Below are 22,227 nucleotides of genomic sequence, written 5' to 3'. Positions count from 1 at the left end.
CGTTACGACCAGCGCCGAAAAATCAGCGACGTATTAACCCCACCAAAGGCAAAGTTGTTGTTCATCACGTACTGGTTGCTCATCTGCCGAAACTCGCCGCGCAGGTAATCGAGTTTGCCGCAGTGCGGGTCGACGTCGTCGAGGTTGAGGGTGTGGATGTACAGGTCGCGGTTCATCATTTCGATGCTGAACCAGGATTCCAGCGCACCGCAGGCTCCAAGGGTGTGTCCGAGGAAGCTCTTCTGCGAGCTGATCGGCATGTGCTCGCCGAACAACGCGCTCGTTGCCAGTGTTTCGGCAATGTCGCCCTGTTCAGTCGCGGTGCCGTGGCCATTCACGTAGCCGATGTCAGAAGGCTGTAACCCGGCGTCTTCCAGGGCCAGTTCCATGGCCCGGCGCATGGTGACCTGCTCTGGGCGGGTGGCGTGCTGGCCGTCGGCGTTGCTGCCGAAACCGACGAGTTCGGCGTGGATGTGCGCACCGCGAGCCAATGCGTGTTCGAGTTCTTCGAGCACCAGCATGCCGCTGCCTTCACCGATCACCAGGCCATCGCGGCCGCTGTCGTAGGGGCGTGGGGAAGTCTGCGGCGCATCGTTTTTCAGGCTGGTGGCGTAGAGCGCATCGAAGACCATCGCTTCGGTCGGGCACAGTTCTTCGGCACCGCCGGCGAGCATCAATGGCAGGCGACCAAACTTGACCGACTCGTAGGCATAACCAATGCCCTGACTGCCGCTGGTGCAAGCGCTGGAGGTCGGGATCAGCCGGCCGGTGAGGCCGAAGAAGATGCTGATATTCGCGGCCGTGGTGTGCGGCATCATGCGCACATAGGAGTTGGCATTCAGCCCCTCGGCCACCGAGTTGAGCAGCATGTTGCCGAACGCCTTGATCTCGTCGGTGCTGCCGGTGGATGAGCCGCAGGAAACGCCCATGCGTCCGTCCTTGATCGATTCGTCACCCAACAGCCCGGCATCGGCCAACGCCTGTTCTGCCGCGCCGACCGCCAGGCGCGAGACCCGGCCCATGCTGCGCAATTGTTTGCGGGTCCAGTGGCTCGGCACTTTGAAGTCGTCGATCGGCCCCGCCAGGCGCGTGTTGAGTTCGGTGAAGCGATCCCACTCGTCCATCCGGCGGATACCGCTGCGGTTGGCCGCGAAGTTGCTAACGATGGTGTCCCAATCGCTGCCGAGTGAGGTGATGCCGGCCATGCCGGTGACGACGACGCGCTTCATCAGCACAGGCCTCCGTTAACGGCCAGAACCTGCCGGGTGATGTACGACGATTCCGCCGACATCAGGAAATTCACCGCGCTGGCCACCTCTTCCGGGGTGCCCATGCGTTGTGCGGGGATCATTTTCATCAGTTCTTCCACCGGCACGTTTTCATCGAGCATCGCGGTATCGATCAAGCCGGGTGCGACACAGTTAACAGTAATTTTGCGCTTGCCCAATTCAATCGCCAACGCCTTCGCCGCGCCGATCAAACCGGCCTTGGACGCGCTGTAGTTGACCTGGCCACGGTTGCCGATCAACCCGGAAACCGAAGTGATGCAAACAATCCGTCCGGCCGCGCGACGACGAATCATCGGCATCATCACCGGGTGCAACACGTTGTAGAAACCGTCGAGGTTGGTGCGCATCACCATGTCCCAATCATCTTCGCTCAGGGCTGGAAAAGCACCGTCGCGTGTCAGGCCGGCGTTCAGCACCACACCGTAATAGGCGCCGTGGGTTTCCACGTCGGCTTCGAGAATGGCTCTGCAGTTGGCGCGGTCGGACACATCGAATTGCAGAATGCGCACGTTGCGCCCCAAGGCTTCGATTTCGGCCTTCACGGCTTCAGCGTCCGCCAGGCCACTGCGGCAATGCAGCACGATGTCATGCCCGGCCTGAGCCAGACGCAAAGCGATGGCGCGGCCGATGCCACGGCTGGAACCGGTGATCAGTACGGATTCAGTCATGGCTGGGTTCCTTGGGTTTCATGAAGGTATTGAGCAGCCTGAGGCGGACGGAACACGTTCAGACGAGCGGTGGCGTGAATGCCGGGGGCGGTGATGTGGCATTCGAACACGCCCATGCCGTTGTCGTCTTCCAGCGAGCGGATGCCGTGGATGGTCAGCTCCGTACCAGCGGGGAAGTGCTCGACGTTGCATTCGAATTTGCGGGTGCCAAGCAGAAACCCCAGCTCCACCGCATCGCCACGCTGACGGGCATGGCAACCGGCGTAGGCGGCGACACTCTGGGCCATCAGCTCGATGCCGACCCAGGCCGGCAGGCTGCCGTCCGGGCGGCTGAACAGGCCGTTGGGTCTGACTGTGAGACGGGTGTAAATCTGCTCGTCATCGAACGACAGGATCTGTTCGATGAAGATCATGTCGCCAGCATGCGGCAGCAGTTCGGCGATCGGCCAGTCAATCATGGGGCGTCTCCGATAATCAGGCTGACGTTGTTGCCACCGAAGGCAAAGGAGTTGCTCATCAGGTAGCGAGGTGCAAAGGACGTCAGGCGATTGGCCGGGGTCACCCAATTCAGGGCTGGCAACTGGGGATCCGGTTGGCCGTCCCAGACGTGAGGCGGCAGGGCGTGCTCGCGATTGCCTGCACTGAGGCTCAACCAGCAGAACGCCGCTTCCAGAGCGCCGGCCGCACCGAGGGTGTGGCCGGTCATGGGTTTGGTCGACGAACACGGCACACCTGTCGGGAACAACGTTGCCACCGCCAGGCTTTCCATGGCGTCGTTGTGTTGAGTGGCGGTGCCGTGCAGGTTCAGGTAATCGATCTGCTGTGGCTGAAGTTGTGCTCGGCTCAAGGCTTTGCGCATCGCTTGCAGGGCGCCACGGCCGGTCGGTTCCGGCGCAGAAATGTGATGCGCATCGGAGCTGGCACCACTGCCGAGCAGAGCAATCGGCTGGCTGTCGCCGACATTCTTGCTCATCAAAAACAGCACCGCCGCTTCGCCAATGTTGATGCCGTTACGGTTCACCGAAAACGGATTGCAGCGTTGCCCGGACACCGCTTCCAGCGCCGAGAACCCATTGAGGGTCAACTTGCACAGGCTGTCGACGCCGCCGCACAGCACCGCGTCGCACACGCCCAGGTCCAGCAGTCGCTGAGCACTCATCAGCGCTCGGGCGCTGGAAGTGCAGGCCGTGGAAATCACATAGGCCGGGCCGCTCAATTGCAGCCAGTCGGCGAGGAAGTTCGCTGGAGCGCCGAGTTCCTGTTGCTGGTAGTCGTAATCGGCCGGGAACTGATGCTCGCGGATGTAATGGGCCAGGCCGCTGCTGGCTTCGTCGATACCCGAGGTGCTGGTGCCCAGAACGATACCGATGCGGTCGCGGCCGTAGGTCTGGATCGCCTGGTCGATGTCTTCGCGAATCTGCAGCGCGGCTTCCAGCAGCAATTGATTATTACGGGTGTCATGCGGCGCAAGCTCAGCCGGGATCGGCGCCAGTTCGCCTTGAACCGCAGCCACGGGCAGCGACCGTTCCACCACCCAGCCGGCCTCATTGCGCATGCCCGAACAGTCACCGGCAAACAGGTTGCGAGCGACTTCGGACTTGTCACGGCCCAGGGCGCAGATCACCCCGAGGGCATTCAGGTAGGCCGTCATGGTGCGTCCCCACTGAGCGGCGTGACTTGATATGTCGGGCCTTTGGGCAGGTTCAATTCAAAGCTCATGGGTTGTGAGTAACGGACTTCCCAGTGCGCTGGCAAGGACCGTTGCGAGCCATGCTGCCACGCGGCGGGATAGTTGCCCGACAGTTCATCTTTGGGGGTCAGCGCAAACAGCAGCGCGGCGAACAGCTCTCGCGCTTCTGGATTGGGCGGCAGCAGGCCATCAGCCTGCCATTCGCCATCGACCAGTTTCTGGCGTGCCTGGGGAATGCCCAGCAAGTCCATCATCGACCAGCGAATGCCAGGGCCTTCACGCTGGATCACCAGCACCCAGTCCTGCCGTTGGTCGGCCACCAGACGCTGGATGTGCAATTGCAGCGGCAACGACAGGTTTGGGGTTTGCTCGGGCAGCGGCGCCCGGCTGGCGCAGGCGCTCAGCAACAGGACGCAACCCAACAGCAGAAAACGGATCATCAGGCACACCTATCAAGGGGTTTGCGCGCGACCACATTGACCAGGGTTTCTTCCCGTTGGCCAAAGGGCTTCGGCCGGCGCAGACCCAAGCGTTCAAACAGGCCGAAATCCTTGGCGCGGCTCCACCACAAGTATGGATAAGACACGTTTTGCGGGCCGAGTTCGAAACCCTGCTGGCGAATCATGTCCAGATACCCGGCGGGCGCTCTTTTGCACGTGCATCGGATGGCGGAACAACCAGCGGATCACCCAGGTATCAATGTAAGCCTCGGTGGATTCGGCGAACAGTAGATAGCCACCGGGCTTGAGCACGCGGTAGAACTCGGCGAGTGCCTGTTCCTGCTGCACCAGATGATGGAAGGTTTGGTGACAGAACAGCAGATCGACGCTGGCGTCCGGGACGTTGATGCTCGCGCAATCGCTGCCGGTCAATTCCACCTCCATGCCCTGACGGACGGCTTCTTCGCCGGCCAGCTTCAGGCTGTGAGGGTCGGCGTCCAGAGCGATCAGGCGCTGGGGGGAAAAGGTCTGGCGCAGGTACTGGAACGACTTGCCCTGACCGCAACCGGCATCCAGCAGCACCGGGTTGCTCGGCGGTGTTTCGCTGAACAGGCTGCGCAAATCGGCGATTGCCACTCGCAGTACATGGTGCTGCCAGGTGTGGCTGCGCAGGAACCAGAAACCAAAGCGGGTCTCTTCGACGTAGGTGTCGCTCAAGTAGCTCATGTGACATCCCTTGCACAGAGCTCCGAGAGCATCCGCAGCCGGCGCTTGGGTTCGGCAACGAACGGATTGCGCTCGTCCCAGGCATACCCGGCGAGGATCGAGCTGATCATGCGGCGAATATCCGGCGAGCCGCCCTCATGGTAAATCACATCCTGGAACGTCCCGGCGTACCAGCCTTCGACGTAGCAACGGAACGTGTCGACGCCGCGCTTGAGCGGGACGGCGAATTCAGTCTGCCAATCGACATGTTCGCCTTGCAGTTGGCGATGCAGAACCCCGGCGGCCATGCTCGCTGAGCGCATGGCGATGGTCACGCCGGAAGAGAACACCGGGTCGAGGAATTCCGCTGCGTTGCCGAGCAGGGCAAAGCCTGGCCCGTGGAGGGTTTTGACGTTGGCCGAGTAGCCGCCGATGGTTCGAGCCGGCGTATCCCATACGGCGTTGTTCAACACGCCGGCCAGGCTTGGGGTTTCAGCGATAAACCCACGCAGGCACTCGTCCAGGTTCTCCATGCGGCCTTCGAAGTGTTCGGCTGCCGCGACCACGCCCACCGAGCAACGGCCATTGCTGAACGGGATGGTCCAGAACCAGATGTCACGGTGGATCGGATGGGTGGTAATGAGGATTTTTTCCCGCTCGAAGGTCGGGTTGTCGATGTGGTCTTCGACATGGGTGAACACGGCCTGGCGCACCGGGAAATCCGACGGCGCTTCAAGGTCGAGCAAGCGGGGCAACACACGCCCGTAGCCGCTGGCATCCAGCACGAAATCGGCCTCGACGCGGTATTGGCTGCCGTCTTCGCGAAGCACGTCGAGCTGCGGTTTCGGCAGGGTGAAATCGACGCTGACGATGGCTTCGCCGTAACGAACCTCCACACCTTGCAGCGCGGCTTGATCGGCCAGCAGCTTGTCGAAATCGGCACGCTGGACCTGGAAGGTGGTCGGCTTGCCGTTGCTGAACGTCTCGCCGAAATCAAAGGCGCTGTAGTGCTCGCCCCAAGCGAATGCCGCACCGTTTTTCAACTGGAATCCGGCGGCGTTCACCGCCTCGAGCATGCCGGCTTCTTCGACGAAATCCAGGCAGTGGGACAACAGGCTTTCACCGATGGAAAACCGTGGGAAATGCTGGCGTTCGATCATCAACACATCGTGACCTTTGCGCTTGAGCAGCGCGGCGGCGATGGCGCCCGATGGACCTGCACCGATCACCACGACCTGACGATGTTCCATTTCAACTGTTGGCACGGGGGCTCCTTGCCGGGACGGCGATGTTCAGAGGGGTTCGGTGCATGCCGGCGAGTGCCGGCAGCAGTGTCGCGATCAAGCCCATCACCATCAGCGCGAAGTACAGCGCCGGGCTGATGAGTTGTTGTTGCAGCAGCAGGTTGAGAAAGACGATCTCGCTCAAACCACGAATATTCAGCAAGACGCTTTCCCGCCAACGACTGGCGCCTTCAAACGAAGCGCCGGCCCAACCGAGGCCCAGCCAGTTGCCCAGCAGTTTGCTGACAATCGGGAACAGCAGCAGTGCGGCCAGTTGCACCCAGCCGAGGCTGGCCATGGCCGCGTGGACGTTGATCTGCACGATGCCGAACGTGAGGATCAGCGGGATCGCGATATACGTCTGCAAGTGACTCATCCAGATCACTGGCAAAGGCAGCACCAGCGGCACTTTGAGCGCGGCCATCCACAGCAGGTAACCGATGCCGAAAATCAGTGCATTGAGCTTGAAGTGTTCCGCCACGACCAGCAGTGCGAAGAAGCAGCCGCTGTGCAGCAACGGTTGGCGCAAGCGGAGCAGACGCAGCAGCAACGGCAGGCAGGCGCCGGCCAGCGGCAGTAAGAGGCTGCTCAGGTGCAGGCTGCCCTGGGCGATGGCGAACAGGGTCCAGCAAGTGAGGTCGATCAGGATCGCGGTCTGCACCAATCGCCGGGTGGCGGCAGGCGGGTATTTGATGTGTCGCAGGTACAAATACAACACCGGAATCGCCGTGATGGCGAACAGCAGGCCGACCGCCAGGGAACTGATCCAGGGTTGCGGCGGTAACAGCCACATCGCTGTCGCGAGGCCACAGGCAAACGGAATGCAGAAACTCGGCAGGGCGATTTTCAGGCTTTGACGGTCGAGTCGCAGGTCGATCACGTCACTGAGAATATGCCCCAGCAACAAGGCAAAGCTCAGGCTGTAGAGGTTTTTCAGCCAGGCTGGCGCGACCAGCGCGGCACCGCTCAATTGCCACTGGGGTTCGATCCAGAAGTACATCAGCAGTGGCAGACCGAAGGTGGCCAGCAGCAACTGGCTGACAATCGGGATCACGCCGAAGTGACGACCGACACGGGTGGCCACGGCGAACAGCGCCAGGGCCATGACCCAGAACACGGCGATCATCATGTGGCTGACTCGGTGACCGGGGCGGCGTGAACCTGGCGTCCGGCCCACGGCGCAAGGATGAAGCTGAAGGCCAGCCCCAGGCTCACCGACAGGCCGAAGTTGCTCACCGCCGGCGTGCTGGACACCGCCAGCAAACCGAACGAGAGCCAGGTGGTCAGCGCCGCCAGCAAGGTGCCCAGCAGGCTCACGGCCGCGCCGCCGACCTGTTCACGCATGAGGATCGCGTAATCGACGCTGATGGCCGTCACCAGCAGCAGGCCGAACAGGCTGAACAGCGTCAGCGGTTGCCCCAGCCAGCCGAGACTGGCCAGGCTGCACAGCGCGGCCAGCAGCGGCAGAGAGACGATCCGCAGCGCGCCGCCAAAGCCGAACGGCAGGATCAGCACCAGCACGATCAGCGCACAGGAAGCGAGTTTCAACTCGGCGGCGCTGATCTGGGTGTCGGCGAATACCTTGTTCAACTCACCGAGGCGATCCACCAATTCCACGCCCGGCAAATCCAGCGCCTGGACTTGTAACAGAGCTGGGTTGTTCAGGCCTTGCAGACTGACCATCGCCGCTACGCCGTCATCGGTCGGTCCCAGCCACAGCGGGCGATAGGGTTCCGCCAACGGACCGACCAGCGCCGCGTCGATGTCTTCGGTGGGCAGTGCCTGCAACTTCGTGAGCTCTGCTTGCAGCGCCTCGGCCGGCACGCCGACATCGAGCAGCGGCTGCCAGAACTGCGGCAACGTGTTCAGCGCTTCACGCACTTTGCGCTGTTCGGTGGGTTGGCTGACCAGTTGATTGAGCGACAGATAACCCTGGAGTTTTTCCAGGTTGACCAACTGATCCAGTCGCTCGTTCAGCGTGGTTTGGCGCTCCAGCAGTTGCTGCTGATTGGCCGCGCGCACCAGGAAGAACTGGCTGGTGGGTTGATAGCCGGTGATGCGCGCAATGGTTTGTGCTTCGTCAGTCAGTTGCTGCGGTGCACCGACCCACTGGCGAATGTCGTTTTTGGTGTCGAGCTGCAGCAGGCCGCCCACACAAAAGGCAATCAGCAGCGCCAGCAGCACCGGCGTACTCGCAAGTTTGAGCAGCGCTTCACGACGCCCCAGCAAAAACTCGGACACCCGCAGCGGCCACTGCGCTGGCCGCAGGTCTGTACCCTTGAGCAGTGCCGGCAGCAGGCACACCGCGGACAAATAAGCGCCGAGCAGACCGGCGGCAGAGAACACGGCGATCTGGGTCAGCGCCGGGAACGGTGTCCAGGCCAGGGCCAGGTAACCGATGCAACTGGTGATCAGGCTCAGCGTCAGGCCCGGCAACGTCAGGCGCAGGGCCGGCCAACTGTGCCAGGGTTTCAGGCTCCAGCTCTTGGACAGGTAATGCAGCGGGTAATCGACCGCCACGCCGATCAGGCTCGAACCGAGCACCAGCGTCATCACATGCATATGGCCGAACAGCGCGACACAGGCCACCGCACCGAAGAGCATGCCGACCAGCACCGGGACGAAGGCCAGCAACACCCGCCAGCGCCGGAAGGCCAGCAGCAACAGCAATAGAATGCCCACGGTGGCACCGCCACCGACCCAGGTCATTTCCCGGGTGGCTTGTTTTTGCCCACTGGCCGCATAGAGCAAGCCACTGGCGGCCAGCAGTTGAACGTTTGCCTGAGCGGCTTGTTCACGGCTGTGCTGTAGCAGATCGGCCACTTGCAGCGGCAAGTTCATGTCGAAGGCGTTGCCCGTGGTTCGCGAGCGCAGCAGCACCCAACTCTTGCCGTCGGCATCGGCGACCAGCGCACCGCTGCCGATGTCCAGTTGCACCGAACCGTGCTGCGGCTGGCTGTTCTGGATCCGCCCGGTCAGGCCCAGCCAGTCATCCTGGCTCGGCACCAGACTGAAACCGGTGAAAGGGTCGAACAGCGCTTGCACTCGCTGCTGGATAAAGGCGTCGGGATGCTCGATCAGTTGCTGCCGGTCAGCCGCTGACAACATCGCCAGTCGACCATTGAGCAATTGCGTGCGCAGCGCCGGCAGGTCGGCTTGCAGGTTCCACTGGACCTTTTCGAACAAGCCGCTGGCCTGCCACTGCTCGCCCAGTTTCTGCGCCATGGCGACTGCTTGCTGGCGATCGGTGTGGCCGACCAGCACCAGCATTTCTCGGTTCAGCGGTTCTTGCATGCGTTGTTCGGCGCGCAGTTCCAGTGCGTCTGGCGCCGTGCCTGGCACCAGTTCCATCAGGTTGGCCGACAGCGGGGCGCCGTCACGCCATTGCCAACCGGCGAGCGCGAGCACCGCCAGCAGCAGGATCAGAAATAGCCGCGGAAGACTCCGTTCACTCGGCAAAGTCATGTTGCTCCGCATCGCTCAACGGTTGGGTGCTGGTGCTGTCCTGCATGCGCAAAAGCGTGCTGTCGCCTTGGGTTTCGAGCAACTCGATGCTGTGCACCAGTTCGCCACCGGCGATGTTGATCTGAGTGAACACCTGCTTGAGCAGCATGGAGCGAGGGGTCAGTGTCAGCTTCCAGTTCTGTGCGTCGCCGCTCAGCGAAAGCTCGAAATCCCGTTGCAGCCCGCTGCTGTCGCCTTGCAGCACGGCAAGGAACAAGCGGTTCTGCTCGGCACCGGCACTCTTGCTCGGCAGCATTTGCCAGCCATTGGCGTCACGCCGGGCGATGCCCTTGGCGCTGATGCGGTAATCCTGTTGCAGCGGGGTTTTCAGCAGCCAGAGCAAGCCGTGGTTTTTCGCGAGGACGAAAGTGCCCTTGCTGGTCAGCGGCTGGGGCAGGGCGCGCAGGTGTTTTTCCTGGATGAAATTGCCGTGGATGACGTCGGGTTTGGCTAGCTGATCGCTCAACTGCTGCAAATCAAAAGCCTGCGCCAGCGAAGAAAAGCCAACCATCAACATCAGCCCCACCACGAACCCGTAGCAGCTGCCGAGCCCGCGAGGCTGCGTTCGGCGGCGAAGCCGTCGTAAAACCTGCCAATGCGGTGTAATAGGAAAAACGCAGGGCGTCTGCTGCGCAGCCGAACGCAGGCTTCGCCAGCTGCTACAGAGGGTTTTCAGCAGGGTCATGCGAGCATCCTTTCAACTGCGTCGGTAAAGACCTTGGGTGAGGCCAACTGCATTTCGCGGCTGCTCATGTCGACGGCGACCTGCACGGAACTGGCGCGGGTCAAGCGTTCGCCGGTTTCCAGATCGCTGATCAGGTAGCTGATCTTCAGACGGTTCTCCCATTCCACCAGATTGGCGCGCACGTTGAGCTTTTGGCCGAACACGGCGCCGCGCACATAACGCAATTGCAGATCAATCACCGGCCAGGCGTAACCCGACTCGACCATGGCCGAGTAGTTGTGGCCGATCTTGTCCAGCAGCGCGCAGCGGGCGACTTCCAGGTATTTGATGTAATGGCCGTGCCAGACGACGTTCATGGTGTCGACATCAAAGAACGGCACGAGGATTTCCGTATCGGTGTGAAGCACTCCCTTGCTACGCATGCAGCCTCCAGTGTTGCTCGGCGATGCGATGCAGGCACAGGCGCAATTCACCTTCCAGCGCGCGGTCTTCGATGACCGGCGGGAAGTCCTTGGCCAGTTCTTCGTGCATGGCGGCCAGGGCCGGCGGCAATGGACGCGCATCCTCGGCCTTGCTGCGCAGCCAGACGCCTTGGTTGGCGGCCAGCAGTGTGGCGGCGGCGACCTGTTCGGTCAGTTCCAGCACACGGATCGCATCGCGGGCGGCGATGGTGCCCATGCTCACTTTGTCCTGGTTGTGGCACTCGGTGGAGCGCGAGAAGACGCTGGCCGGCATGGTGTTTTTCAACGCTTCGGCGGTCCAGGCGCTGGTGCCGATTTGCACGGCTTTGAAGCCGTGGTTGAGCATCGCCCGGTCAGCGGTGGCGCCGGACAGGTTGCTTGGCAGGCCATGGTTGTAGCGCTCGTCCACCAACAGGGCGAGTTGACGATCGAGCAGGTCGGCGACGTTGGCCACCAGGTTTTTCAGGCTGTCCATGGCGAACGCAATGTGGCCGCCGTAGAAGTGCCCGCCGTGCAGCACGCGTTCGGCTTCGGCGTCGATGATCGGGTTGTCGTTGGCGCTGTTGAGCTCGATCTCGATGAACGAGCGCAGCCAGTTCAGGCTGTCGGCCAGTACGCCGAGGACGTGGGGCGCGCAACGCAGTGAATAACGATCTTGCAGGCGATGCAGCGGCGCAGTCGGCGCGTCGATCGCCAGATCCTTGCGCAGCCACGCGGCGACTTGCATCTGCCCCGGATGCGGTTTGGTGGCGAACAGGCGCTCGTCGAAGTGCTCGGGGTTGCCTTGCAACGCGACCACATTCAACGCGGTGATGCGGGTGGCCAGTTGCAGCAGGTAATCGGCGCGGGCGTAGGCCAGGCAGGCGAGGCCGGTCATGACGGCGGTGCCGTTCATCAGCGCCAACGCTTCTTTCGGGCGCAGTACCAACGGCTCCCAACCCAGTTCGCGGTGTACGTCGGCCGCTTGCCGGCGTTCACCCCGGAACATCACTTCGCGCTCGCCGGACAGGGTCGCGGCGACATAGGACAACGGCGTCAAATCACCGCTGGCGCCCACCGAGCCTTCTTCCGGGATCAGCGGCAGAATGTCGTGTTCGAGGAAGGCTTGCAGGCGTTCCAGCAGTTCAACGCGCACTCCGGACACGCCGTGGCACAGCGACTGCAAACGCGCCGCCAGCACCGCACGAGTGGCTTGTGCGTCGAGCAGTTTGCCTAGGCCGCAGCCGTGGAACGTATACAAATGACGGGGCAACGCCTCGACGTGATGCAGCGGCACCGCGACCACGCAAGAATCACCGTAACCGGTGGTCACGCCGTAGATCACGCCTTCCTTGTCCAGCAGGGAGTCGAGGAATCGCGCACCCTTGGCGATACGCTCGCGGTACGCAGGGTCGCTTTGCAACTGCGTCGGCACCTGACGGTTGGCCAGGGCCAGCACGTCTTCGATGCGCAAAGGGAGTTCGCCGAAGGTTACCGGCTCAAGCGTTGGCGTCGTCATCGGTCTTCCAGAAAGGGTAAAAGTTGAACCATTGTTGGGGCGCTTCAAGGCAATAGTGACCCAAGCGTTCGGCATAGCGGGAGGCCCACTGATGAATGACCTGCTCGCGGTCGCTGCGCTTCCACACCACGGCCTCGGCGAACGGTTCGAGGGTCAGTCGATAGTCGCCCGTCGGCTTCTTCAGGCATAGCATCAGGTTGATCGGGCATTTCAGCAGGCCGGCCAGCAGCCATGGGCCCTGAGGGAACGCGGCCTGATGGCCGAGGAAGTCCACCGTCACGCTGCGTCCGCCATGCAGCGGCACGCGGTCGCCGGCAATCGCCAGCCATTCGCCGCGCTCCAGGCGCTCATGGAGTTGCAGCATGATCAGCGGGTCCAGCTCGCTGACTTGAATCAGCCGCAAATTGGTCGCGCCGGCTTCGCCGAGCAAACGGTTGAATTGTTCAGCGTGCTTGGTATGCACCAGCACGTTCATCGTGACTTTTTCACCGATTTCGGCCAGCGCGCGGCAGACCTCGAGATTGCCCAGGTGCGCGCCCACCAGCATCTGCCCGCGGGTGCCGCGCAGTTGATTGCGCAGCAAGGCCGGGTCGATGATTTCGATCTGCTCGATGCTCAACTTGCCGTTCCATACGTCGAGCTTGTCGAGCATGGAATCGGCGAAGGCCATGAACTGGCCGAACACTCGCCAATGGGTCGGGCGCAATTCATGGCGACCACTCCAGTCAGCGAGCCTCTGCTGGTACTGCCAGGCGCTGTGACGGGCGCTGCGCCCGAACAGGAAAAAGTACAGAACGATGCCGTACAGCAACGGGCTCAGCAGCCGCCGGCCCAGCACTTTGGCGCAGAATGCGGTGAATTTCATCAGCCAGAAGCTGCCGCGCTCTTCGCGATCAGCCCAGTGCTTTTTATCCGCGTCAGTGCTCATGTTCGCCACCGCCGCCAGAGGATCACGGGCGCCCGCAGCAACATGCCGAAGAACAACCGCGTGTGCATGCTCGTAATCAGCACGTTGTCGTGGAACAGACGGAAATGCGAGACGCCATCCAGCGGGTAGTGGACATTGGTTTGCAGCCATTGCATGGGGAGATTGCGCCAGGCCAGGCGTACGAGAATGTCCGAGTCGAAGTCCATGCGCTTACCGATCTTCGCCGAATCGATCAGCGCCAGGGTCGGTGGTAACGGATAGACACGGAAGCCGCACATGGAATCGCGAATCTGCAACGACAGGGTGTTGATCCAGACCATGACGTGAGTCAGGTAACGGGCGTACAAGCGACCTTTCGGCACGCTGGCGTCGTATCGCGGATAGCCGCAGATCACCGCCTCGGGATGGGCGCGCGACAATTCGATGAAGGTCTGGACGTCTTGCAGATCATGCTGACCGTCGGCGTCCACCTGCAAGGCATGGCTGAAGCCCAGGCGCGAGGCTTCGCGAAAACCGGTCATGACCGCGCCACCTTTGCCCTGGTTGGCGCTGAGCCGAATCAGGAACACTTTGTCGCGCAGGGCCAGTTGATCGAGCACCTTTGCACAGGCCGGGCTGCTGGCATCGTCCACCAAAATGCATGGCAGGCCGCTGGCGAGCAGCGCATCAACCACCGTGGTGATGGCGGTTTCGTGGTTGTAGACCGGGACCACGGCGCAGGGGTTATGCACGATCTAAAACCTCCACAGAACCCTTGTGGCGAGGGAGCTTGCTCCCGCTGGGTTGCGAAGCGACCCCAAAACCATCCGGCGTAGATTTCATTGCGAACGCTTCGCGCTCGAACGGGAGCAAGCTCCCTCGCCACAGATTATTCATCGCCTGCAGCCTTAAGCAAAATCCGCCCACTGGAGCAGGTCGCGGACTCGTTGCGATAGGTGAAATACAGCTTGCTGCGCGTCGGGTCGAAGCGCAGGTGCAATTGGACTTCATCGCCGGGACGCACCAGTTGCTGGAATTTCAGCACTTCCATGCCAGCGAATTTTGCCGGTAGGTCCATCAATTGCTGACCCAGCGTTAACGCCCATTCCACTTGCACCACACCGGGCAATACCGGCGCCTGAGGGAAGTGACCGCTGAAGTAGGCGAGGTCGGGTGGTACCGCCAGTTGCAGGCTCCATTCGCCATCGACTTCGACCTGATCCAGCACTTCCGGCGCCTTTGGACGCGGGGCCAGCAGCAGGGCTTCAACGGTGGCCTGGGGCAGTTTGCCCTGAGCGTTCAGCGGCAGTTGTCGCAGCAGGCGCCAGCGTCGTGGCAACGCCAGGGCTTCGCAATGCTGGCTCAAATGCTGACGCAGTTCCTGCGTGAGGGTGCGTCGACCCTGATTGCGCAAGGCATGCAGGCCTGACTCGGTCAGCACCAGCAGCGCACCCAATGAAGCGCGATTTTCCTGAACCACGCCAAGACGCGCTTCGGCGACCCAGTCGTGGGCCATCAGGGCCTGTTCCAGCATCGGTAGTGAGATACGTTTTTCTTCCAGTTTGACGATCCGGTCCAGCCGTCCGAGCAGTTCGAATCGGCCGTCGGCAGCGATTCGCGCGGCGTCCGCGGTGTGTTCGATGTGCCCGGGAGGCAAGTACGGCGAAGCAATGAGCAGGGCGCCGTCGCTGTCCTGGCTCAACTCGATATCCGCAAAGGGTTGCCAGAGCGCGTGGCCCTGACGCCAGGCGATACCGCCGGTTTCCGAGCTGCCGAGGATTTCCGTTGGCCACTGTTGCAGGCGCTGGTGCAGGCTTTGTGCAGCCTCGGTCGGCAATGCACCACCGGAGGAAAATACCCGGCGAACCGCACTTAACGCGGACCAGTCGAGGTTGTCGCCCATGCGCTTGAGCAGCGCCGGGCTGGCGACCCAGGCGAACACCGGGTGTTCGCGGCTGGCGCGCTGCAGGTCTTCAGGAAATGCCAGCTGCTTGCGTACAAACGAGCGCCCGGCGCACAGCGGCCACAGCACTCGAAACAACAATCCATAAATATGCTGAGTGGCGACGCTGCCGATGATGTACGCATCGCCAAGATCGGCTCCCCAGAGCTGCTCCAGCGCTTCGACTTCATTGGCCAGTTGGCGCAGGGTTTTGTCGATGCGCTTGGGCTCGCCACTGGAGCCGGACGTGCACAGGCTCAGCGAACAGCGATCCAGATCCAGCGCGGCGGGCATCAACGGCGGATGCCGGTAATCGCTCAGGTGTGCGTCATCGGCCTGATCGGTCAGCCACAGATCGACTTCGGTCGACCAGCGCTGGCGAGTCTGGGCTTGCAGGTCAGCGGGCAGCAGCACGCTGACCCCGGCGCGCCAGGCGCCGAGCAGGGCAATCGCCAGGTCGGCGGCGTCCTCAAGGTGCACGGCAATGCGCCGCACACCCTGGGCTTGCAGGCCCGCGGCGAGGCTCAACGCCTGTTCGCACAGCTGAGCGTGATTCAGTGCCGGTTCGGCCGTCACGGCACGTTCCGGTTGCGCCTTGAGCAACAGGTGCTCAAGTTTTATCCAATTCATGGGTGGCCTCGTACCCGTTGTCGTATAAGCCATTCAATGGCAAATAACAGGCCCATCAATCCGTAGGAAATCAGGCCGGTGTACAACATCCACCAACTCAGCGGCGCCCATAGGGTCAGGGCGGCGGCGAGCAAACCGTTACAGAAGAAAAACACGCACCAGACGATCGTCACCTGGCGGGTATAAACAATCGCCTTGGCCGGTAGTTTCGGTTCGCGCAAACGCGCCAGGCGTTCGATGATCGGCGGGCCAACGATCAAGCTCAGGCCAAACAGCCCGAGCATGAACGCGCTGATCAGCACCGGGTACCAGCGCAGTAGCAGCGGGCTGTCGAACAACGCCAGCAACAGGCAAAAAGCAATCGCGGTGACTGCCATCCACAAACTGCCGGGCTTGCGCGTACCGAACAGTGCCCGGGCCAGCCACAGGCTGCCCAGCAGCAGACCAAACTGCCACGGCGCGAAATGCTCCATGCCGAAATACACCGCGAAGGGGTACAGCAGGCCCGCCAGCAGCAGGCCGAGGCCGATCAGTCGGCTCATGCGGCCGGCTGAACCAGACGGTAGACCGCCTCGACCACGTCGCTGACGGTACGCACCGATTTGAACTCTTCGGCAGCGATTTTCTTGCCAGTCTGGCGTTTGATGTGATCGATCAGGTCGACCGCGTCAATGCTGTCGATTTCCAGGTCCTGATACAGGTTGGATTCGAGGCTTACGCGCTCGGGGTCCAGCTCGAAGAGTTCGACCAGAGCATCGCGCAGGGTGTTGAAGATGTCGTCACGAGTTTGCATGGTCCGGTCTCAAGCTGCCTGTTTTGCAGTGACGAACGCCGCAAGGCTCGCCACGTTGCTGAAGTGATTGCGGGTGTCTTTGGCGTCGGCGTCGATTTTGATGCCGTACTTTTTCTGGATGGCCAGGCCGAGTTCCAGAGCGTCTACCGAATCCAGGCCCAGGCCTTCGCCGAACAGCGTCTGGTCGTCGCCGATGTCTTGTGCGCTCATGTCTTCAAGGCCCAGGGCGTCGATGATCAGTTCTTTGATTTCACGGTGTAGATCGCTCATCTTCGGCGAGCTCCTTAATGTAGTAATGATGCAAATAGTCATTGAGCTTGCGCGAGGCCTGAGGAGCGGGGCCCAGAGATGCGAAGGCTTGTGGGTCTATATCGGCCCCGACACGGAAACTGAAGTGCACACGGCGTTTTGGGATCCGATACCAGGGCTCGGCCTTGGTCAACGTGGTCGGGTTGACCTTGATAATCACCGGGGTGAGGATTTTCGCACCGCGCAGAGCGATCGACGCAGCACCCCGATGGAAGGCTGGCGCCTGACCGGGCCGCGTGCGGGTGCCTTCTGGAAAGATGATCAGCGTCTGGCCGCTTTTCAGCGCGTCGGCAGCGGCATCGAGCATGTCCATGCTGCCGTCGTTGCTGATGTATTCGATGCAGCGCAGCGGGCCGCGGGTAAAGGGGTTCTCCCAGAGGCTCTTCTTGACCACGCAATTGGCGTGGCGCACCAGGCCGATCAGGAACACCACATCGATCAGCGACGGGTGATTGGCAATGATCATTTGCCCCGGTCGACCGAGTTTTTCGGCGCCCTGGATGTCGTAAGTCAGCACGCCGGTGCGGGCCATGAATCGCACAAAAAACCAGAACAGGCGGGCGACGGTGTGTCGCGCTCGCCGCCGGTGTGTCCGGGCATCGCCGGGCAGGCAGTTCAGTAGCGGGAAAACCACAAGTCGCAGGCACAACCCGCCCAACCCGAACAGGGTGAAGCTCGCGGCGGTAGCCAGCAGGCGCCAGTAGTAGGCGTCGCGGTTTTTTTCGGTTACAGGTTGCGTTGCCAGGTCCATACACGATTTTTCCAGGCATGTTGGCAGGTTGTCTGCTGGCCGAGCAGAGTACGCAATAGGTTCAGTGCATGGGGCCATTGGGCTTTGGACAACTCATCCGAGGCGCTGTTCAGGGACAGCTGCCAGTCATTTCCGGGGGTGATCAGCAGGCCGACCGCGTAAGGGAACGGCACGTCGTCGATCCAGGTCGAGTAGGCTTCGGGCGGTTGCTCTTCGGTGACGATCAGCAGTACCGCGGGAGCGCCCTCGGAAAGCAAAGCCGCGGCCTCTAGCATGCCGTTTTCAAGGCCATCGCCGGCTGCAGCGAGGGCCGTCATTTCGCTGGTTTCGCCGCGCATGATCGACCACAGGCCGATGATCGCGTTGTGCACGGACAGGCTGAACTGAGTCGGCGACAGCGGCTGATCGGCAGCCAGATCACTGAGAATATCGAACGTGCGCGGGGTTTCGCCGTGGCGAGAAATAAAGACCAACGGTAGGTCCTGGCGGCCATCGGCCAAGGGCCAGCCGACACTGAACGCCATCCGCGCGAGACGGCTGAGTCGCCGGCGCTGCATGGCCGGTAGAAACGAGACGTCGGGTGCGGCATCGCTGCTCGCAAGCACGACCGGTTGTCGGCTCCAGGCCTGCCAGTCGTCCACGCTTTCGAGCCCAGGGGCCCACGCGCGCCAATGGGCGATGTTGAAATTGATCACAGACATTCATCCCGCCCCTGCGGGCTTCCTTGACGCGGTGAGTCGCAAAAAACGCGAACTACCTTACGTAGCGCTTAGCGCCGAGTGGTGCGCATTATCCCGTTGCAGCGGGCGTGTAGCAAATGATGGTTACATTTTGCGCAATGAAATGTACCGTTTGGTTCGTGCATGGCTGTCAATTGGCCATTATCCATATCGTGGTGGGCATGTCTGTCGGCTCTGTCAGTGGTCAACGGCAGAGTTAGCGGCTTTTTTATTGAGAGATTGCCGGTGACTGTGTAGTCCCGATGCCGGCGAGGTAGCTAAGCAGCGCCGTGGACTACTACACTCGGTCATTCTTTGATACACGGAGGTTTTGAAATGCGGCGCGTGGTGTTCAATCAGAAAGGTGGCGTAGGCAAATCCAGCATTGCCTGCAATCTGGCGGCGGTCAGTGCCAGCGAGGGTTATCGCACGCTGTTGGTGGATCTCGATGCCCAGGCCAACTCCACTCAGTACCTGACGGGGCTCACCGGTAATGACATTCCTATGGGCATTGCCGATTTTTTCAAACAGACCCTGTCTTCCGGACCGTTCTCCAAGAAAAACCAGGTCGATATCTACGAAACCCCCTTCGACAACCTCCACCTCATCACCGCCACTGCCGAGCTGGCAGACTTGCAGCCCAAGCTTGAGGCCAAACACAAGATCAACAAGCTGCGCAAATTGCTCGAGGAGCTGGACGGTGATTACGACCGGATCTACCTCGATACTCCGCCAGCGCTGAACTTTTACGCGGTATCTGCGTTGATTGCCGCTGATCGTGTGCTTATTCCCTTCGATTGCGACAGCTTCTCGCGTCAGGCGTTATACGGCTTGTTGGCAGAAATCGAAGAATTGAAGGACGACCACAACGAAGGGCTGGAAGTCGAAGGGATTGTCGTCAACCAGTTCCAGGCTCGCGCCAGTCTGCCCCAACAAATCCTCGACGAACTGATCGCCGAAGGCCTGCCGGTATTACCGGTGTACCTGGGCAGCTCGGTGCGCATGCGTGAATCCCACCAGGCCAACATGCCGCTGATCCACCTCGACCCACGTCATAAGCTGACGCAGCAATTCGTCGATCTGCACAACCTGCTGGAAAATGCCTGAAAGCTCGTCGTCAGATCCCTTGGCTACGCAACCAACTCATCAATTGCGGTAACGGGAAGGCGCCACTCTGGCGCGCCACTTCCCGGCCGTTCTTGAACAGAATCAGGCTCGGGATCGAGCGAATCCCCAGTTGCGCCGACAACTGCTGGTTCGCCTCGCTGTCCAGCTTGGCCAGTCGACACTGACCCGCCAATTGCACCGCCGCCTGCTCGAACACCGGCGCAAACGACTTGCACGGCCCACACCAATCCGCCCAAACGTCCACCAGCAACGGCAGATCACCTTTGATCTGGCTGGTGTAATCGCTTTGCTTCAACTCAAAGGGTTTACTCAGCAGAACTTCGGCTTTGCAGCGACCGCATTTTGGATGGTCATTGAGGCGCTCGGCGGGGATGCGGTTGAGGCCGGTTGCAGTGGGGGCAGGGGATGAGGAGTGGGTCGGACATAGTCGTGCTCTGAATGAGTGGGCAATCTTGAACTGATCTGGTGTCGCAAACTGCTTTTATCAAGCTGAGAAGGGCCAGCAGGAGCGACGCGCTTGTCGCAAATCCTCACATTTTCCAAGCGTTCCGTTTGGGATCGGTGGCTACGCTGGAAGCAACGCCATCATCTTCAAATCTCTCAGTGAGGAGTTCGCTTTGCCTTTAACCTCGTGCTACTTTTGTTGCACTTATCGAGAAATCGATGCCTTTCAATTATCGGATAGGAGTTATCCCATGTCCGTGACTTCCAAAATCCGCCGTCAAGGTGGGGCTGCGGTGATTACCCTCCCGCCAACTTTACTAAAGCTCCTGCACCTGGAAGTAGGGGCACAGTTGGAACTGAATGTGGTCGATGGCGAGTTGATTGCCCGTCCGGTTGTACAGCCTCCTCGCAAGCGGTACAGCCTTGCCGAATTGCTTGAAGGTTCTGAAGAAGTCGCTGAGCTGAATGCTCAGACGGCGTTTGCACGTGAAGGCGATCCAGTTGGCCGGGAGCTAGGTTGATGGTTAGGCGGCAAGCCCCGCAGCGGGGCGATGTCTACTGGATTGACCCGAACCCGATTGCGGGACGAGAGATGATGAACCGGCATCGGTTCGTGGTGATTACGCCAAGGGAAATCAACTCCCTGGGTGTCAGCATGACTGTGCCCGTGACTAGTGGCGGGAGCTTCAGTCGAAACTCCGGTTTGGCGGTCATCGTCTCCGGCCACGAAACGAACGGTGTAGCGGTTTGCAATCAGGTGCGCAGTTTTGATATTGAGCAGCGAGTCCGGGACGGCTCAGCCAAGTTCATTGAACGACTTGATGACATCACGATGGCAGACATCATTGCTCGAGTCGTCAGTGCCATCGATCCCATGGATTGATCCCTCTCACGACGAACAACTGATCTCCAAATGCTTGCCCCACTCCGGCGGACGCTCGGCGTAGCTTTCCATCCCCGGCTGCTCCTCGAACGGATTACTCAGCACCGCGTGCAAGCGACGGACCTCTGAATAGTCGCCGCTCTCCGCCGCATCGATGGCTTTCTGCGCCAGGTAGTTGCGCAGGATGTACAGCGGATTGACGGTGTGCATGCGTTTGCGGCGTTGTTCCTGATCAGCCTCGCCTTCACGCGCTACCCGGGCGATGTAGAGCTCGCCCCAGGCGTCGAAGCCTTTGATGTCGACGAAGTCATCGCGCAAACGGGCGACGGCCAGTTCCGGTGATTCTTCCCCTAAACGGCGGAAGAACAGGCTGTAGTCGACGCCACTGTTCTGCATCAGTTGCAGCAGATGCTCCAGCAGTTTTTGGTCATCGTCTTCGGCCGTGGTGAAGCCGAGGCGGCGGCGCATCAGGTCCAGGTAATGGGCCTGGTACAACGGGAAGTACAGACCGAGGGTTTCACGCAGGGCTTCGACGCTGATGAATGGCGTCAGGGCCTGGGCGAGGGCGCTGAGGTTCCACTGGCCGATTGGCACCTGGTTGCTGAAGGAGTAACGGCCCTGGTCATCGGAGTGGTTGCAGATGAAGTGGGCGTCGAAGTCGTCGAGGAAGGCGAACGGGCCGTAGTCGAAGGTAATGCCGAGGATCGACATGTTGTCAGTGTTCATCACGCCGTGGCAGAAGCCATAGGCCTGCCATTTGGCGATCAGCTCGGCATTGCGCTCGACGATTTCGCGAAACATCGCCAGGTACGGTTCCGGCTGTTCCAGGCACTCCGGGAAATGCATGGCCAGCACGTGGTCGCCGAGTTCTTTCTGTTTCTCGGGACGTTTGGTGTAGTAGAAATATTCGAAATGCCCGAAACGCACATGGCTCGGCGCCATGCGCAGGACCATGGCGGCGCGTTCCTGCTTCTCGCGCCACACCGGCGTGTCGGAGCCGATGACGCACAGGGCGCGGGTGGTCGGGATGTTCAGGGCATACAGCGCTTCGGAGGCAAGAAATTCGCGGATCGAGGACCGCAGCACCGCCCGGCCATCACCCATGCGCGAAAAGGGCGTCTGGCCGGCACCCTTGAGGTGCAGGTCCCAATGCTCGCCGGCCTCGTTGTAGACCTCGCCCAGCAACAGACCGCGACCATCGCCCAGTTGTGGGTTGTAGGAACCGAACTGATGACCTGAATAGACCATCGCCCTGGGGATCGCTTCAGCCCAGAGCTTATGGCCGCTGAACAGTTCGGCAAACTCCGGGGTTTCGGCCACGGTAGGGTCGAGATCGAGCAATGCCATGGCGGCGGGGCTGGCCACCACCAGGCGCGGGTTGTCGATGGGCTCAGGCAGCACATGGGTGGAAAACGTATCGCCCAGGCGGGCGAAACGGTTATCGAAGGTCAGTTCGTCGAGGGCTTTCAACGGCCATCTCCAGCAGAATGTCCGAGCA

General features: G+C 61.2%; 23 protein-coding genes and 2 pseudogenes. 3 read left to right on the top strand and 22 right to left on the bottom strand.

Going from position 1 to position 22,227, the window contains the following annotated elements:
- Positions 1–2: 2 nt before the first annotated feature.
- The 20 genes and pseudogenes from ABH912_RS18235 to ABH912_RS18140 all read right to left on the bottom strand — a co-directional run bounded on the left by ABH912_RS18235 (position 3) and on the right by ABH912_RS18140 (position 18,256).
- Positions 3–1,229, bottom strand: a complete 1,227-nt coding sequence (locus ABH912_RS18235; RefSeq protein WP_033055382.1) for a beta-ketoacyl-ACP synthase — start codon at positions 1,227–1,229, stop codon at positions 3–5.
- Positions 1,229–1,957 carry a 3-ketoacyl-ACP reductase FabG2 gene (locus ABH912_RS18230; protein WP_429511310.1) on the bottom strand — a complete coding sequence of 243 codons (729 nt, stop codon included), beginning with the start codon at positions 1,955–1,957 and terminating at the stop codon, positions 1,229–1,231. Before ABH912_RS18230 ends, ABH912_RS18235 begins: the two co-directional genes overlap by 1 nt.
- A complete protein-coding gene (locus ABH912_RS18225; protein ID WP_033055386.1) occupies positions 1,954–2,415 on the bottom strand; it encodes a hotdog family protein in 462 nt (153 codons plus the stop codon). The genes ABH912_RS18230 and ABH912_RS18225 overlap by 4 nt, the downstream gene beginning before the upstream one ends.
- Positions 2,412–3,608 carry a beta-ketoacyl-[acyl-carrier-protein] synthase family protein gene (locus ABH912_RS18220; protein WP_429511309.1) on the bottom strand — a complete coding sequence of 399 codons (1,197 nt, stop codon included), beginning with the start codon at positions 3,606–3,608 and terminating at the stop codon, positions 2,412–2,414. The genes ABH912_RS18225 and ABH912_RS18220 overlap by 4 nt, the downstream gene beginning before the upstream one ends.
- On the bottom strand, positions 3,605–4,087 hold the full coding sequence (locus ABH912_RS18215) for a hypothetical protein (protein WP_429511308.1): 483 nt from the start codon (positions 4,085–4,087) through the stop codon (positions 3,605–3,607). The genes ABH912_RS18220 and ABH912_RS18215 overlap by 4 nt, the downstream gene beginning before the upstream one ends.
- Positions 4,087–4,813 (bottom strand): annotated as a pseudogene (locus ABH912_RS18210) (class I SAM-dependent methyltransferase). Before ABH912_RS18210 ends, ABH912_RS18215 begins: the two are co-directional and overlap by 1 nt.
- Positions 4,810–6,057: an NAD(P)/FAD-dependent oxidoreductase gene (locus ABH912_RS18205; RefSeq protein ID WP_429511307.1), complete on the bottom strand. Its 1,248-nt coding sequence runs from the start codon at positions 6,055–6,057 to the stop codon at positions 4,810–4,812. Before ABH912_RS18205 ends, ABH912_RS18210 begins: the two are co-directional and overlap by 4 nt.
- A complete protein-coding gene (locus ABH912_RS18200; protein WP_429511306.1) occupies positions 6,044–7,204 on the bottom strand; it encodes a sodium:proton antiporter in 1,161 nt (386 codons plus the stop codon). The genes ABH912_RS18205 and ABH912_RS18200 overlap by 14 nt, the downstream gene beginning before the upstream one ends.
- Positions 7,201–9,540, bottom strand: coding sequence for an MMPL family transporter (locus ABH912_RS18195; protein WP_429511304.1), 2,340 nt, complete (start codon positions 9,538–9,540; stop codon positions 7,201–7,203). The genes ABH912_RS18200 and ABH912_RS18195 overlap by 4 nt, the downstream gene beginning before the upstream one ends.
- The gene (locus ABH912_RS18190; protein ID WP_429511303.1) at positions 9,524–10,096 is read right to left on the bottom strand and encodes an outer membrane lipoprotein carrier protein LolA; all 573 of its coding nucleotides are present in this window, start codon (positions 10,094–10,096) and stop codon (positions 9,524–9,526) included. Before ABH912_RS18190 ends, ABH912_RS18195 begins: the two co-directional genes overlap by 17 nt.
- Positions 10,097–10,260: 164 nt before the next feature.
- On the bottom strand, positions 10,261–10,686 hold the full coding sequence (locus tag ABH912_RS18185; protein ID WP_008149615.1) for an acyl-CoA thioesterase: 426 nt from the start codon (positions 10,684–10,686) through the stop codon (positions 10,261–10,263).
- Positions 10,679–12,223, bottom strand: coding sequence for an HAL/PAL/TAL family ammonia-lyase (locus ABH912_RS18180; RefSeq protein WP_033055403.1), 1,545 nt, complete (start codon positions 12,221–12,223; stop codon positions 10,679–10,681). The genes ABH912_RS18185 and ABH912_RS18180 overlap by 8 nt, the downstream gene beginning before the upstream one ends.
- Complete coding sequence (locus ABH912_RS18175; protein WP_429511302.1) at positions 12,204–13,151, bottom strand: glycosyl transferase; 948 nt, start codon at positions 13,149–13,151, stop codon at positions 12,204–12,206. Before ABH912_RS18175 ends, ABH912_RS18180 begins: the two co-directional genes overlap by 20 nt.
- Positions 13,148–13,882 (bottom strand): glycosyltransferase family 2 protein, encoded by a 735-nt coding sequence (locus ABH912_RS18170; RefSeq protein ID WP_429511301.1) that lies wholly within the window; start codon positions 13,880–13,882, stop codon positions 13,148–13,150. Before ABH912_RS18170 ends, ABH912_RS18175 begins: the two co-directional genes overlap by 4 nt.
- 137 nt (positions 13,883–14,019) lie before the next feature.
- Entirely contained in the window at positions 14,020–15,702 is a 1,683-nt protein-coding gene (locus ABH912_RS18165) for an AMP-binding protein (protein WP_429511300.1), read from the bottom strand.
- A complete protein-coding gene (locus tag ABH912_RS18160) occupies positions 15,699–16,244 on the bottom strand; it encodes a membrane protein (protein ID WP_033055411.1) in 546 nt (181 codons plus the stop codon). Before ABH912_RS18160 ends, ABH912_RS18165 begins: the two co-directional genes overlap by 4 nt.
- Positions 16,241–16,495 (bottom strand): acyl carrier protein, encoded by a 255-nt coding sequence (locus tag ABH912_RS18155; protein WP_007992314.1) that lies wholly within the window; start codon positions 16,493–16,495, stop codon positions 16,241–16,243. The genes ABH912_RS18160 and ABH912_RS18155 overlap by 4 nt, the downstream gene beginning before the upstream one ends.
- A gap of 9 nt (positions 16,496–16,504) precedes the next feature.
- Positions 16,505–16,765: a phosphopantetheine-binding protein gene (locus ABH912_RS18150; RefSeq protein WP_033055412.1), complete on the bottom strand. Its 261-nt coding sequence runs from the start codon at positions 16,763–16,765 to the stop codon at positions 16,505–16,507.
- Entirely contained in the window at positions 16,746–17,555 is an 810-nt protein-coding gene (locus tag ABH912_RS18145) for a lysophospholipid acyltransferase family protein (RefSeq protein WP_033055413.1), read from the bottom strand. Before ABH912_RS18145 ends, ABH912_RS18150 begins: the two co-directional genes overlap by 20 nt.
- Positions 17,531–18,256, bottom strand: a complete 726-nt coding sequence (locus tag ABH912_RS18140) for a beta-ketoacyl synthase chain length factor (RefSeq protein WP_429511299.1) — start codon at positions 18,254–18,256, stop codon at positions 17,531–17,533. Before ABH912_RS18140 ends, ABH912_RS18145 begins: the two co-directional genes overlap by 25 nt.
- A gap of 354 nt (positions 18,257–18,610) precedes the next feature.
- Between ABH912_RS18140 and ABH912_RS18135 the strand changes: the two genes are divergently transcribed.
- Positions 18,611–19,381 (top strand): ParA family protein, encoded by a 771-nt coding sequence (locus tag ABH912_RS18135; protein ID WP_429511298.1) that lies wholly within the window; start codon positions 18,611–18,613, stop codon positions 19,379–19,381.
- Positions 19,382–19,391: 10 nt separating this feature from the next.
- Here ABH912_RS18135 and trxC read toward each other — a convergent pair.
- Positions 19,392–19,827 (bottom strand): annotated as a pseudogene (trxC, locus tag ABH912_RS18130) (thioredoxin TrxC).
- 270 nt (positions 19,828–20,097) lie between these two features.
- Here trxC and ABH912_RS18125 point away from each other — a divergent pair.
- Together ABH912_RS18125 and ABH912_RS18120 are read left to right on the top strand one after the other, a co-directional pair.
- Positions 20,098–20,367, top strand: a complete 270-nt coding sequence (locus ABH912_RS18125; RefSeq protein WP_033055417.1) for an AbrB/MazE/SpoVT family DNA-binding domain-containing protein — start codon at positions 20,098–20,100, stop codon at positions 20,365–20,367.
- The gene (locus ABH912_RS18120; protein WP_033055418.1) at positions 20,367–20,729 is read left to right on the top strand and encodes a type II toxin-antitoxin system PemK/MazF family toxin; all 363 of its coding nucleotides are present in this window, start codon (positions 20,367–20,369) and stop codon (positions 20,727–20,729) included. The genes ABH912_RS18125 and ABH912_RS18120 overlap by 1 nt, the downstream gene beginning before the upstream one ends.
- Before the next feature lie 6 nt (positions 20,730–20,735).
- On the opposite strand, the gene selO is transcribed toward ABH912_RS18120, so the two are convergent.
- A complete protein-coding gene (gene selO, locus ABH912_RS18115) occupies positions 20,736–22,199 on the bottom strand; it encodes a protein adenylyltransferase SelO (protein ID WP_429511297.1) in 1,464 nt (487 codons plus the stop codon).
- Between the last annotated feature and the right edge of the window lie 28 nt (positions 22,200–22,227).

The organism is Pseudomonas sp. BT76 TE3572, assembly GCF_050435365.1.
GTDB classification, from domain to species: domain Bacteria; phylum Pseudomonadota; class Gammaproteobacteria; order Pseudomonadales; family Pseudomonadaceae; genus Aquipseudomonas; species Aquipseudomonas fluorescens_W.
The sequence above is the reverse complement of the archived record's forward strand: the minus strand, read 5'-3'. Positions and strand labels throughout refer to the sequence as shown.